Annotated in this window: 12 protein-coding genes and 2 pseudogenes; 4 read left to right on the top strand and 10 right to left on the bottom strand. The window is 61.0% G+C overall.

All coding sequences use genetic code 11. From position 1 onward, the window contains the following. The first annotated feature begins 143 nt into the window (after positions 1 to 143). The gene (locus tag ACTJK9_RS06820) at positions 144 to 1,031 is read left to right on the top strand and encodes an acyltransferase (protein ID WP_221398232.1); all 888 of its coding nucleotides are present in this window, start codon (positions 144 to 146) and stop codon (positions 1,029 to 1,031) included. A gap of 1 nt (position 1,032) precedes the next feature. Here ACTJK9_RS06820 and ACTJK9_RS06815 read toward each other — a convergent pair whose 3' ends face one another. Continuing rightward, complete coding sequence (locus ACTJK9_RS06815; protein WP_085612974.1) at positions 1,033 to 1,590, bottom strand: DUF2780 domain-containing protein; 558 nt, start codon at positions 1,588 to 1,590, stop codon at positions 1,033 to 1,035. Positions 1,591 to 1,813: 223 nt separating this feature from the next. Between ACTJK9_RS06815 and ACTJK9_RS06810 the strand changes: the two genes are divergently transcribed. Next, entirely contained in the window at positions 1,814 to 1,987 is a 174-nt protein-coding gene (locus tag ACTJK9_RS06810) for a hypothetical protein (RefSeq protein WP_440813030.1), read from the top strand. A 114-nt stretch (positions 1,988 to 2,101) separates the two neighbouring features. Then, on the top strand, positions 2,102 to 2,314 hold the full coding sequence (locus tag ACTJK9_RS06805; RefSeq protein WP_440813027.1) for a cold-shock protein: 213 nt from the start codon (positions 2,102 to 2,104) through the stop codon (positions 2,312 to 2,314). A 54-nt stretch (positions 2,315 to 2,368) separates the two neighbouring features. On the opposite strand, the pseudogene ACTJK9_RS06800 reads toward ACTJK9_RS06805, so the two are convergent. After that, positions 2,369 to 2,485 (bottom strand): annotated as a pseudogene (locus ACTJK9_RS06800) (hypothetical protein); the annotation flags it as partial. Further along, positions 2,471 to 2,581: pseudogene (locus ACTJK9_RS06795) on the bottom strand (DUF2780 domain-containing protein); the annotation flags it as partial. The pseudogenes ACTJK9_RS06800 and ACTJK9_RS06795, both read right to left, overlap by 15 nt. Before the next feature lie 263 nt (positions 2,582 to 2,844). Here ACTJK9_RS06795 and ACTJK9_RS06790 point away from each other — a divergent pair. Then, complete coding sequence (locus tag ACTJK9_RS06790; RefSeq protein WP_440813024.1) at positions 2,845 to 3,153, top strand: hypothetical protein; 309 nt, start codon at positions 2,845 to 2,847, stop codon at positions 3,151 to 3,153. Positions 3,154 to 3,211: 58 nt separating this feature from the next. Here ACTJK9_RS06790 and fdhA read toward each other — a convergent pair whose 3' ends face one another. The 7 genes from fdhA to glyA all read right to left on the bottom strand — a co-directional run bounded on the left by fdhA (position 3,212) and on the right by glyA (position 12,180). After that, positions 3,212 to 4,411, bottom strand: a complete 1,200-nt coding sequence (gene fdhA, locus ACTJK9_RS06785; RefSeq protein ID WP_085612977.1) for a formaldehyde dehydrogenase, glutathione-independent — start codon at positions 4,409 to 4,411, stop codon at positions 3,212 to 3,214. 204 nt (positions 4,412 to 4,615) lie between these two features. Further along, the gene (gene purU, locus ACTJK9_RS06780; RefSeq protein ID WP_007959808.1) at positions 4,616 to 5,473 is read right to left on the bottom strand and encodes a formyltetrahydrofolate deformylase; all 858 of its coding nucleotides are present in this window, start codon (positions 5,471 to 5,473) and stop codon (positions 4,616 to 4,618) included. Between the two features lie 13 nt (positions 5,474 to 5,486). After that, complete coding sequence (locus ACTJK9_RS06775) at positions 5,487 to 6,119, bottom strand: sarcosine oxidase subunit gamma (protein WP_064599941.1); 633 nt, start codon at positions 6,117 to 6,119, stop codon at positions 5,487 to 5,489. Between the two features lie 178 nt (positions 6,120 to 6,297). Beyond that, on the bottom strand, positions 6,298 to 9,315 hold the full coding sequence (locus ACTJK9_RS06770; protein ID WP_039768017.1) for a sarcosine oxidase subunit alpha: 3,018 nt from the start codon (positions 9,313 to 9,315) through the stop codon (positions 6,298 to 6,300). Next, positions 9,312 to 9,641 (bottom strand): sarcosine oxidase subunit delta, encoded by a 330-nt coding sequence (locus tag ACTJK9_RS06765; protein ID WP_011336273.1) that lies wholly within the window; start codon positions 9,639 to 9,641, stop codon positions 9,312 to 9,314. The genes ACTJK9_RS06770 and ACTJK9_RS06765 overlap by 4 nt, the downstream gene beginning before the upstream one ends. A 14-nt stretch (positions 9,642 to 9,655) precedes the next feature. Continuing rightward, on the bottom strand, positions 9,656 to 10,906 hold the full coding sequence (locus ACTJK9_RS06760) for a sarcosine oxidase subunit beta (RefSeq protein WP_003206307.1): 1,251 nt from the start codon (positions 10,904 to 10,906) through the stop codon (positions 9,656 to 9,658). A 20-nt stretch (positions 10,907 to 10,926) separates the two neighbouring features. Beyond that, positions 10,927 to 12,180: a serine hydroxymethyltransferase gene (gene glyA / locus ACTJK9_RS06755; protein WP_064599942.1), complete on the bottom strand. Its 1,254-nt coding sequence runs from the start codon at positions 12,178 to 12,180 to the stop codon at positions 10,927 to 10,929. Between the last annotated feature and the right edge of the window lie 67 nt (positions 12,181 to 12,247).

Raw genomic sequence — 12,247 nt, 5'->3', positions numbered from 1 at the left:
GACGCGAGATTTTAGACCGTTGTTCGCATGAACGTTCCCGGCAGGTTATCGCGCCACAGGTGAAACATTCGTCACCGGCGGATTTGGCCTGCCGGCCGAAGCCACTTATCATGGCGCGCCCATCCGTTTTCCAAGAGTTGCTTATGCGCCGCCTGCTCACCGGCTGTTTCGTCACCCTGCTGCTGTTGTCCAACACCCTGGTATTGTTCGGCCCGCTGATGGTGTTCGCCGTGCTCAAGCTGATCCTGCCGGGGCGCTTTCGCGACTATGCCTCGTGGGCGGTGATGTGGATCGCCGAAACCTGGGCGGAAATCGACAAGCTGATCTTCCGCCTGTGCATTCCCACGCAATGGGATATTCGCGGCGGCGAAGACCTGCGCAGCGACACTTCCTACCTGGTGATCAGCAACCATCAGTCCTGGGTCGATATCCCGGCGCTGATCCAGACTCTCAACCGGCGCACGCCGTTCTTCAAGTTCTTCCTCAAGAAAGAGCTGATCTGGGTGCCGTTCCTGGGCCTGGCCTGGTGGGCGCTGGATTACCCGTTCATGAAGCGCTACACCAAGGCGTTCCTGGCGAAGAACCCGGAACTGGCCGGCAAGGATCTGGAAATCACCAAAGCCGCCTGCGAGCTGTTCAAGCGTCAGCCGGTGACCGTGGTGAATTATCTGGAAGGCACGCGTTACACCGCTGCCAAAAGCACTCAGCAGCAGTCACCGTTCAGCCACCTGCTCAAGCCCAAGGCCGGCGGCGTGGCGTTCGTACTGGCGGCGATGGGCGAGCAGTTGGACGCGATTCTCGATGTGACCGTGGTTTATCCACAGCAGAAGATTCCGGGGTTCTGGGACCTGATCAGCGGCAACGTGCCACGCGTGATCGTCGACATCCAGACCCGCGAACTGGACCCGACCCTGTGGCAGGGCGATTACGAAAACGATCCGGCGTTTCGCGAGAAGGTCCAGAACTGGGTCAACCAGCTCTGGACCCTCAAGGATCAGCGCATCGCCGAACTCAAGGGCGAGCGCCGCTGAGTCAACCGTTGGTGCCGGTGCCCCAGATGCTGCCCAGGCTTTGCAGCAGCGAACCGCCGACACCCTGCTGACCGAGGTATTGCAATAGGATCGGGGCAAACTGGCCGACCATCCCGCTGTCCATGCCCAACGCACCGAAGGCGTTGTTCAGGTCATTGGTGTCCTTGACGTTGCCCAGCGCATTTTCCAGCCCGGCGGACTTGCCGGACGAGCCGAGCAAGCCGCTCAACGCCGCCAGATTGCCGCTGCCGCCCGACAGTTTGTCGATGCCCGGCACTTCCTTGGCCAGCTCGGAATAATCCGTGTTGCTGAGCTGGTTTTTCGCCAACCCCAGCATGGCACTGGTGCCGCCGACCGCTTGCTGCGGCGTGACGTTCAGCGCGCTCAGGGCACTCAACAGACCGGCGGTTTCCGACGTCGGCGCCGCAGCGGCAGCCTTGTCCCCACCCTGCATGCCCGATACCGCACCGGCCACGTCACTCAAACTGAAACCGGCAAACACCGGCCCTGCCGCCAGGGTCAGGAGCGATGCCAGGGCAAAACCGCGTGAAATCTTCATTCAGACATCCTCTTGTGGCGTGAAGACCGCTTGGATACAGGCGATCAAACTGCCGGTTTGACCGGGGATATGGCGGCACGTTCCGGTCATTCCAATTGGAAGTCTGAGTTATTCCAAAAGGTTTCAAAAAACTGTCAAACCTGACAGTTACCGGCTGAATTCAAGTGAATTACATTGAATTCGACACAAGTTTGCCGCGGATCATTTCGAGAAAGGTGCTGCGATGGAGAAGCAATTGTCAGACCGCGACGACTCGAGCATCCCGCCGGGGAAGGAACCGTCGAAGGACGCTGCAAAGGATGTGATGAGCAACCCTCATCAATCATCTTTCGCATTGATCCTGACGACCCAATCATTGGAAAAATCAGGGCCGGACAAAGAGTCAGTTATGAAGTGATGAAAAGCGATAGGGCGGGATTACACGATTAACGTTCGACTGGTTCGCGACCTAAGTACAGGTAAAAACTGGTCGTGGACCCTTGATTTCGAACAGCAAACAGGAAGCATAGACATGTCAAACAGACAAAGCGGCACCGTGAAGTGGTTTAGCGAGACCAAAGGTTTTGGCTGGATTGCTCCTCAGGACGGCAGCGATGATCTTTTCGTCCACTACACCGCCATTCAAACGGATGGATTTAGAAACTTGACAGAAGGACAGACTGTGACCTTCGTCGCTGTAAAAGGACAGAAGGGAATGCAAGCGGATCAAGTTCAGGTCGTATAGAAACCCGTTCAAAAAACGGCGCCTCAATGGCGCCGTTCTCGTACTGCGTAAACCCTACGCCGCACTGAACAACTTGTGCGGATCAATCACAAACTTCTTCGGAACACCCGCATCGAATTCGCCATAACCTTCCGACGCTTGGTCGAGGCTGATGACCTGCATGCCCGATACCGCACCGGCCACGTCATTCAAACTGAAACCGGCAAACACCGGCCCTGCCGCCAGAGTCAGGAGCGATGCCAGGGCAAAACCGCGTGAAATCTTCATTCAGACATCCTTGTGGCGTGAAGACCGCCCGGATACAGGCGATCAAACTGCCGGTTCGACCGGGTAGGCGACAGCATGTTCCGTCTGAAGGCCCAGCGGTTTCACACCAAGATATCCGCCAACCACCGTTCGTTAGTTCGTCGCCTTCTCAATACTCAGAAAGCTATTACAAACAGATCTAAAAAACTGTCATTTATGACAGTAGGAAAGACGAGGAGGAAAACCGAGGATATGACCTCCCATCCAGTAACGGAGTACAAGCAATGAAGCTGAAAATGATGTTGGGGGCTTTGACTTGTCTGGCGATGATTAACAGCGCCTATGCAGTTACCTGTCCGACTCTCTCGGTAACCGGTTCGAGTAGCGCCGAAGACCTAACCTTTACCTCTGCGCGCATCAAGGACGGAAGCAGCGCCAGTTCAGTTGTCATTTGCCGTTACGAAGGCAAAGACGACGTTGGTGCCTCATCTGGCCTCAGACTCGAAACTCCGGTCAAGGGCACGGGAAGCAATTGGAAAGGTGATGATTGTGCGGTTACTGACGGTGATGCCAGCAAGTGCGCATTCAAATAGTCAGGACTGATTTGAAAAAAAGAGCAACCTACGGGTTGCTCTTTTTTGTGGCTGAAACTTACGCCGCACTGAACAACTTATGCGGATCAATCACAAACTTCTTCGGCACACCCGCATCGAACTCGCCGTAACCTTCCGGCGCCTGGTCGAGGCTGATGACCTGCACGCCCACCACTTCGGCGATGTTGATGCGGTCCCACATGATCGCCTGCATCAGCTGACGGTTGTACTTCATCACCGGGGTTTGCCCTGTGTGGAAGCTGTGGGATTTGGCCCAGCCCAGACCGAAGCGGATGCTCAGGCTGCCCATTTTCGCGGCAGCGTCCACAGCACCCGGATCTTCGGTCACGTACAGGCCCGGAATACCGATCTTGCCAGCTACGCGCACCACGCCCATCAGCGAGTTGAGCACAGTGGCCGGGGCTTCGGATTTGACGCCGTCGTGACCATGACCACGGGCTTCGAAGCCCACGCAGTCCACCGCGCAATCCACTTCCGGTTCGCCCAGCAGCGCGGCGATCTGTTCGTGCAGCGGGGTGTCTTTCGACAGGTCGACGATTTCAAAACCCTGAGCCTTGGCGTGGGCCAGGCGGACGGTGTTGACGTCGCCGACAATCACCACCGCAGCGCCGAGCAAACGGGCGGAGGCGGCAGCGGCCAGACCGACCGGGCCTGCGCCCGCGATGTAAACGGTGCTGCCCGGACCGACGCCCGCGGTAACGGCGCCGTGGTAACCGGTCGGCAGAATGTCGGAGAGGCAGGTCAGGTCACGGATTTTCTCCATGGCCTTGTCGCGGTCCGGCAGTTTCAGCAGGTTGAAGTCGGCATACGGCACCAGCACGTATTCGGCCTGGCCGCCGGTCCAGTCGCCCATGTCGACGTAACCGTAGGCACCCCCGGCGCGAGCCGGGTTGACGGTCAGGCAGACGCCGGTGTGTTGCTCCTTGCAGGAGCGGCAGCGCCCGCAAGCCACGTTGAACGGAACGGAGACCAGATCGCCGATTTTCAGGCTTTCGACGTCGCTGCCCTTCTCGATCACTTCACCGGTGATCTCGTGTCCCAGCACCAGACCGACCTGAGCGGTGGTACGGCCGCGCACCATGTGCTGGTCGGAGCCGCAAATGTTGGTTGAAACCACACGCAGGATGACACCGTGCTCGATCTTCCTGCCGCGCGGATCCTGCATTTTCGGATAGTCGATTTTCTGTACTTCGACCTTGCCAGCGCCGAGATACACCACACCACGATTGCCAGACATGCTTTCACCTCGCTGTTGTTTTTATGGAACCGCGCCGCCCAGGCAGGCAGCGCGTAAATGCTCGGGTTATTGCTTGTTGGTTTTGCGTTGTCAGTTATGACCCCTTCGCGGGCAAGCCCGCTCCCACATTGGCTCTCTTGGGTGCATGCCATCTTGCTCAAACCACAAATCCCCTGTGGGAGCGAGCCTGCTCGCGATGGCGATCTAAAGAACGACGGTTCTGTTGGCGTTCAAAAAAACCCTTCTTTCAATGTGATACCCGACAGCCCGGGCCAGGGTCAGGCCTTCGATGTCGCGGCCCTTGGCGATCAGGTCCTCGGGGTAATGACTGTGATCCACCGCCTCGACGCCCTGGGCGATGATCGGCCCTTCGTCGAGGTCGTTGTTGATGTAGTGCGCGGTGGCGCCCACCAGCTTCACGCCCTTGTTGTAGGCCTGGTGATACGGTTTGGCGCCCTTGAAGCCCGGCAGCAGCGAGTGGTGAATGTTGATCGCCTTGCCATCGAGCTTGCGGCACAGCTCCGGCGACAGCACCTGCATGTAGCGGGCGAGGATCACCAGTTCGGCGCCAGCCTCCTCGATCACCTGCCACACCTGCCGCTCCTGGGCCGGTTTGTCGTTGGGGTCGAGGGGGAAATGGTAGTAGGGAATCTGGTGCCAGTCGGCCAGCGGCTTGAGGTCCGGATGGTTCGACACCACTGCCGCCACGTCCATCGACAACTGGCCGATGCGCTGGCGGTAGAGCAAGTCGTTGAGGCAGTGATCGGCCTTGGAGACCATGATCACCACTTTTGGCCGGTAGTTCGGCGCGGTCAGCTCGAAGATCATGCCGAACGCCTGTCCGCGTTCGGCGAGGCCGGCGCGGAAGGACTGCTCGTCAAAACCGTCGGGCTGACGGAACTCCACCCGAATGAAGAAACGGCCCGAGAGCCGGTCATCGAACGAGTGGTGCTCGGTGACGTAACAGCCCTGCTCGAACAGAAAACGCGTCACCGCGTCCACGGTGCCGAGAACGCTGGGGCAGTCGGCGGTCAGAATCCATGTATCCGGGGCGCGGCTCATCGTTTTCTCCTGATCAGGCCTGAACGCTCAGGCCGTATTCGGCGGACGCATCCTGCAACCACAACCACCAGTAATCCGAGAAGCTGCGACGGATCAGCAGTTCCCAGGTGTCTTCGGCGGTGTGGCGGATCATCAGCTGCGACTTGGCGAACACCGTGCCGACCGCCTTGCCGACCGGGAAGTTGTTCGGGTGCACGTCGTAGCTGGTGGATTTCATCAGCACCTGACGCACGTTCGGGCCGCTCAGTTCGAGCACTTGCTGGCCGCCGCTGACGTTGACGATGGCGATGTGCAGATCGCCCAGCGCTTCGCGCAGTTTCTGCTCGGCGGCGAACTCTTCACCGCTCGGCACGATCAGCAGCCACTCATCCGGTCCCATCCATTGCAGGCTGGTTTCGCCTTTGACGATGACGCTCAGGGCGCCCGGCAACTCGATGCCCAGGGCCTTGTGCACGCCGGCAGCGAACGCGGCATCGTGGCCGTCGCCACGAATGGTCAGGTGACCGAGGAGTTTTTTCTCGCGCACGGTCACACCGGCGGTCTTGCGGCCCTTGCCGACCAGGCTGGCGAGGTCGGCGTGGTGCAGCGACGACTCGGCCTTGGCCCCGGTGGTCGGGCGTTGTTGGTAAACGTTGGCTGCGGTCATAAAACACCTTCCTGAATTCTGTTGATTACGGCCCTTGTGGTGGCTGTACCGCCGCCTTCGCGAGCAAGGCGAACGTCGCACCGCCGCTCCCACATTCGACCGCATTCCCCTGTGGGAGCGGGCTTGCTCGCGAATGGGCCGACTCGGTGTCATTGCCCACTCACAAGTCCTGAAGCCACTAGATGTTCTGGCGATCGCCTTTCGGATCGAAGAACACCGAAGAAACGATTTCCGCCTCGATCACGCTGCCGTCCGCCAGCGGTGCGAACACCCGCTCGCCCATGCGCTTGAGACCGCCCTTCACCACGCCCATGGCAAACGAATAGCCGAGGGAGTTGTGCGCGTAACTGGAGGTCACGTGGCCGACCATGGTCATCGGGATCGACTGCTTGGTGTTGAACACCAGCTGTGCACCTTCCGGCAGCCAGACGTTCGGATCGATCGGCTTCAGGCCCACCAGCTGTTTACGCTGGTCACGCACGCAGTCTTCACGGTTCATGCCGCGCTGGCCGATCCACGAGAACGGTTTGGTGCGGCCGACGCACCAGCCCATGTTCAGGTCGTCCGGGGTCATCGAGCCGTCGGTGTCCTGGCCGACGATGATGAAGCCCTTCTCGGCCCGCAGAACGTGCATGGTCTCGGTGCCGTACGGCGTCAGGTTGTACTGTTTGCCCGCCTCGACGATTTTTTCCAGCACGCCCATCGCGTAATCGGCCTGAACGTTGACTTCGTACGACAGCTCACCGGTGAACGAGATACGGAACACCCGCGCCGGCACACCGCCGACCAGACCTTCTTTCCAGGTCATGAACGGAAACGCTTCGTTGGCCAGGTCGATGTCGGTCACGGCGCTGAGCAGCTTGCGGCTGTTCGGGCCGGACAGGGTCATGGTCGCCCAGTGGTCGGTGACGGAGGTGAAGTAGACCTTCATCTCTGGCCATTCGGTCTGGTGGTACAGCTCCAGCCACTGCAGGACGCGAGCCGCGCCGCCGGTGGTGGTGGTCATGACGAAATGGTTGTCGGCCAGACACGCCGTCACCCCGTCGTCGAAGACCATGCCGTCTTCCTTGCACATCAGGCCGTAACGGGCCTTGCCCACGTCGAGCTTGGTCCAGGCGTTGGTGTACACGCGGTTGAGGAACTCGCGGGCGTCCGGGCCCTGGATGTCGATCTTGCCCAGGGTCGAAGCGTCCAGCAGACCGACGCTGTCACGCACAGCCTTGCATTCGCGTTTGACGGCCGCATGCATGTCTTCGCCGTTTTTCGGGAAGTACCACGGACGTTTCCACTGACCGACGTCTTCGAACTCGGCGCCATTTTTCAGGTGCCATTGATGCAGTGCGGTGTAACGCACAGGTTCGAAGATGTGCCCGCAGTGACGACCGGCTACCGCGCCAAACGTCACCGGCGTGTAGTTCGGACGGAACATCGTGGTGCCCATCTGCGGGATGGTCACGTTCAGCGAACGGGCGGCAATCGCCAGGCCGTTGACGTTGCCGAGCTTGCCCTGATCGGTGCCGAAGCCCAGCGCCGTGTAGCGTTTGACGTGCTCGACCGACTCGAAACCTTCGCGGGTCGCCAGTTCGATGGCGGCGGCGGTCACGTCGTTCTGCAGGTCGACGAATTGCTTCGGTGCCCGCGAAGTGCCCTTCTCGTGGGGCACCTGGAACAGCGCCAGGGTTGGTTCTTCGAGACGGCTCAGGGCTTTCGGCAACACGGCTTCAACGGCCTGGAAACCGGCTTCGGACGCAGCGCGCACGCCGCCTTCAAAACCGTCAGCCAGAGAATCGCCGAGGCCGTAGACACCATTGATGCCACCGACACACACACGTTTCTGCGGTGCTTCGCCCGGTACGAAGCCGAGGATGTCTTCGCGCCAGATCGGCTTGCCGCCCAGGTGCGACGCCAGGTGCACCACCGGGCTGTAACCGCCGGAGCTGGCGATCAGGTCGCAGTCGAGCCATTCGCCCGGGCTGGTGACCTTGTGGCCTTTGACATCGATCGCCGCCACGCGGGCAGCGGTGACGTGCTTGCTGCCACGGGCCTCGATCACGGCGCTGCCGGTGAGGATGCGAATGCCTTTGGCGCGCGCCTCTTCAACCAGTGCGCCACGCGGATTGCTGCGGGCGTCGGCGATGGCGACCACTTGCAGGCTGGCATCGAGCCAATCCAGCGCCACGCGGTAGGCGTGATCGTTGTTGGTCGACAGCACCAGCTTTTTGCCCGGTGCCACGCCGTAACGGCGCACGTAAGTCGACACCGCGCCGGCGAGCATGTTGCCCGGCACATCGTTGTTGCCGTAGACCAGCGGACGCTCGTGAGCGCCGGTTGCCAGCACCACACGCTTGGCGCGGACGCGGTGGATGCGCTGACGCACCTGGCCGATCGGCGCGCGGTCACCGAGGTGATCGGTGAGGCGTTCATGAATGGTCAGGAAGTTGTGGTCGTGGTAGCCGTTGACCGTGGCGCGCGGCAACAGCAGCACGTCCGGAGTACTCTTCAATTCAGCGATGACGCCGGCCACCCATTCCATCGCCGGTTTGCCGTCGAGGCTTTCGCGGGAATCGAGCAGGCTGCCGCCGAACTCTTCCTGCTCGTCGGCGATGATCACCCGCGCACCGCTGCGCGCAGCCGCCAGTGCAGCGGCCAGACCGGCCGGGCCGGCGCCGACGATCAGCACGTCGCAGTGCTGGTTCATGTAGTCGTAGGTGTCCGGATCGACTTCGGTCGGCGAACGACCAAGACCTGCGGCCTTGCGAATGTATTTCTCGTAAGTCATCCAGAACGATTGCGGGTACATGAAGGTTTTGTAGTAGAAACCCGGCGGCATAAGCTTGCCGCCGACCTTGCCAAGAATCCCCATCATGTCGTTGTTGACGCTCGGCCAGCCGTTGGTGCTGGTGGCGACCAGGCCCTGGTACAACGCCTGTTGCGTGGCGCGCACGTTAGGGATCTGGGTGGCTTCGGTAGCACCGATCTGCAGCACAGCGTTCGGCTCTTCGGCACCGGCGGCAAAGATGCCGCGCGGACGCGAATACTTGAAGCTGCGGCCAATGATGTCGACGCCGTTGGCCAGCAGGGCGGCGGCCAGCGAGTCGCCTTCAAAACCTTTGTAGGTCTGGCCGTTGAAGGTGAAGCTCAGCACTTTGTTGCGGTCGATCCGTCCACCGTTGGACAGGCGATTGGTCTGGCTCATACCTTCTCTCCCAGCGCCGTCGTGGCTGTTTTCGCAGTGTCAGCCTTGTCGGTGAATTGCGGCTTGGTGCCGATCTTGTAGGTTTCGAGAATTTCGTAGGTCACGGTGTCGCGGGTGACGTTGAAGTACTGGCGGCAACCGGCGACGTGATCCCACAACTCGTGGTGCAGACCGCGCGGGTTGTCGCGGAAGAACATGTAATCGCCCCACTCCTCGTCGGTGCAGCTGTTCGGATCCAGCGGACGCGGGATGTGCGCCTGACCGGATGCGTGGAATTCCTCTTCGGAGCGCAGTTCGCCGCAGTGAGGACAGAAGATATGCAACATGGGGATTTCTCCTGTTAGTGGGCGACAGCCGCAGCGCCGTGTTCGTCGATCAACGCACCGTTGTGGAAACGGTCGATGGAGAAAGGAGCGGCCAGCGGGTGCATTTCACCCTTGGCCAGACTCGCGGCAAACACGTTGCCCGAGCCAGGTGTGGCCTTGAAGCCACCGGTGCCCCAACCGCAGTTGAAGAACATGTTCGGCACCGGGGTTTTCGAAATGATCGGGCAGGCATCCGGCGTGGTGTCGACGATGCCGCCCCACTGACGGTTCATGCGCACTCGCGACAGCACCGGGAACATCTCGACGATGGCCTGGATGGTGTGCTCGATCACCGGGTACGAACCGCGCTGGCCGTAGCCGTTGTAGCCGTCGATACCGGCGCCGATCACCAGGTCGCCCTTGTCGGACTGGCTGATGTAACCGTGCACGGCGTTGGACATGATCACGCTGTCGATGATCGGCTTGATCGGCTCGGACACCAGCGCCTGCAACGGGTGGGACTCGATCGGCAGACGGAAACCGGCGAGCTTGGCCATGTGCCCGGAGTTACCGGCGGTGACCACGCCGACGCGCTTGGCGCCGATGAAGCCCTTGTTGGTTTCAACACCGATGCACACGCCGTTTTCCTTGCGGAAACCGATCACTTCGGTCTGCTGGATCAAGTCCACGCCGAGGGCGTCGGCGGCACGGGCAAAGCCCCATGCCACGGCATCGTGACGGGCCACGCCGCCGCGACGCTGAACGGTCGCGCCCATCACCGGGTAGCGGGTGTTTTTCGAGCAGTCGAGGTACGGAATTTCGTCCGCGACCTGCTTGGCGTTGAGCAGTTCGCCGTCGACGCCGTTGAGGCGGTTGGCGCTGACCCGACGCTCGGAATCACGGATGTCCTGCAGCGTGTGGCACAGGTTGTAGACGCCGCGCTGGGAGAACATCACGTTGTAGTTCAGGTCCTGAGACAGGCCTTCCCACAGTTTCATCGCGTGTTCGTACAGGTGCGCCGACTCGTCCCACAGGTAGTTGGAGCGAACGATGGTGGTGTTGCGCGCGGTGTTACCGCCGCCCAGCCAGCCCTTTTCGACCACGGCCACGTTGGTGATGCCGTGCTCTTTGGCCAGATAGTAGGCCGTCGCCAGACCGTGCCCGCCGCCGCCGACGATGACCACGTCGTAGACCTTTTTCGGGGTTGGCGTGCGCCACATGCGCTGCCAGTTTTCGTGGTGGCTGAGGGAGTGTTTGAAGAGGCCGAAGCCCGAATAGCGTTGCATAGTCATGTACTCCAGAACGCTCAGCGATAAACCGGGAAGTCAGCGCACAGGGCCGAAACCTGCTGGGCGACGTTGGCCTCGACATCGGCATCGCCGAGGTTGTCGAGGATGTCGCAGATCCAGCCGGCCAGCGTCACGCACTGGGTCACCTTGAAGCCGCGAGTGGTCACCGCCGGGGTGCCGATGCGCAGGCCGGAGGTCACGAACGGCGACTGCGGGTCGTTCGGTACGGCGTTCTTGTTGACGGTGATGTGCGCGCGACCGAGGGCAGCGTCGGCGTCCTTACCGGTGAGGCCCTGACGGATCAGGCTGACCAGGAACAGGTGGTTGTCGGTGCCGCCGGACACTACATCGTAGCCACGTTTGATAAAGACGCTCGCCATCGCCTGGGCGTTGTCGATCACTTGTTGCTGATAGGCCTTGAAGCCAGGTTCCAGCGCTTCCTTGAAGCACACGGCCTTGCCGGCGATGACGTGCATCAGCGGGCCGCCCTGGGCGCCGGGGAATACGGCGGCGTTGAGCTTCTTCTCGATTTCTTCGTTGGACTTGGCCAGGATCAGCCCGCCACGCGGACCGCGCAGGGTCTTGTGAGTCGTGGTGGTGACCACGTCGGCGTACGGCAGCGGGTTCGGGTACAGACCGGCAGCCACCAGACCGGCGACGTGGGCCATGTCGACGAACAGCAGCGCACCGACCTTGTCGGCGATCTGACGGAAGCGCGGGAAGTCGAGGGTTTTCGAGTAGGCCGAGAAACCGGCGACGATCATTTTCGGTTTGCACTCGACGGCCAGACGCTCGACTTCGTCGTAATCGATCAGACCGGTCTTGGTGTCGATGCCGTACTGCACGGCGTTGTACAGCTTGCCCGAGGACGAGACCTTGGCGCCGTGTGTCAGGTGACCGCCGTGGGCCAGGCTCATGCCGAGAATGGTGTCGCCCGCTTGCAGCAGGGCCAGGTACACGGCGCTGTTGGCCGAGGAACCGGAGTGCGGCTGGACGTTGGCGTAATCGGCGCCGAACAGTTGCTTGGCGCGTTCGATGGCCAGGGCTTCGACCTTGTCGACGTGCTCGCAGCCACCGTAGTAGCGCTTGCCCGGATAGCCTTCGGCGTATTTGTTGGTCAGGCCGCTGCCTTGCGCTTGCATCACGCGTTTGCTGGTGTAGTTCTCCGACGCGATCAGCTCGATGTGATCTTCCTGACGTTGCTCCTCGGCATTCATCGCCGCCAGCAGTGCATCGTCGTAACCCTGGATCTGGTCTTGCTTGCTGAACATCGCGTCTCTCCCAGCGGCATCTGTGCGCCATTCGTCTCGGTAAGGCACGGCGTTCAGCCAATGCCCT

This window comes from Pseudomonas sp. 22082, assembly GCF_052046055.1.
Taxonomy (GTDB): Bacteria; Pseudomonadota; Gammaproteobacteria; order Pseudomonadales; family Pseudomonadaceae; genus Aquipseudomonas; species Aquipseudomonas pharyngis.
The sequence above is the reverse complement of the archived record's forward strand: the minus strand, read 5'-3'. Positions and strand labels throughout refer to the sequence as shown.

Excerpts from the sequence above, each read along its gene's own strand:
- ACTJK9_RS06775 (WP_064599941.1), bottom strand. The coding sequence starts at position 6,119 with ATGACCGCAGCCAACGTTTACCAACAACGCCCGACCACCGGGGCCAAG.
- ACTJK9_RS06820 (WP_221398232.1), top strand. The coding sequence starts at position 144 with ATGCGCCGCCTGCTCACCGGCTGTTTCGTCACCCTGCTGCTGTTGTCC.
- glyA (WP_064599942.1), bottom strand. The coding sequence starts at position 12,180 with ATGTTCAGCAAGCAAGACCAGATCCAGGGTTACGACGATGCACTGCTG.
- ACTJK9_RS06770 (WP_039768017.1), bottom strand. The coding sequence starts at position 9,315 with ATGAGCCAGACCAATCGCCTGTCCAACGGTGGACGGATCGACCGCAAC.
- ACTJK9_RS06810 (WP_440813030.1), top strand. The coding sequence starts at position 1,814 with ATGGAGAAGCAATTGTCAGACCGCGACGACTCGAGCATCCCGCCGGGG.
- ACTJK9_RS06765 (WP_011336273.1), bottom strand. The coding sequence starts at position 9,641 with ATGTTGCATATCTTCTGTCCTCACTGCGGCGAACTGCGCTCCGAAGAG.
- ACTJK9_RS06805 (WP_440813027.1), top strand. The coding sequence starts at position 2,102 with ATGTCAAACAGACAAAGCGGCACCGTGAAGTGGTTTAGCGAGACCAAA.
- ACTJK9_RS06815 (WP_085612974.1), bottom strand. The coding sequence starts at position 1,590 with ATGAAGATTTCACGCGGTTTTGCCCTGGCATCGCTCCTGACCCTGGCG.
- fdhA (WP_085612977.1), bottom strand. The coding sequence starts at position 4,411 with ATGTCTGGCAATCGTGGTGTGGTGTATCTCGGCGCTGGCAAGGTCGAA.
- ACTJK9_RS06760 (WP_003206307.1), bottom strand. The coding sequence starts at position 10,906 with ATGCAACGCTATTCGGGCTTCGGCCTCTTCAAACACTCCCTCAGCCAC.
- purU (WP_007959808.1), bottom strand. The coding sequence starts at position 5,473 with ATGAGCCGCGCCCCGGATACATGGATTCTGACCGCCGACTGCCCCAGC.
- ACTJK9_RS06790 (WP_440813024.1), top strand. The coding sequence starts at position 2,845 with ATGAAGCTGAAAATGATGTTGGGGGCTTTGACTTGTCTGGCGATGATT.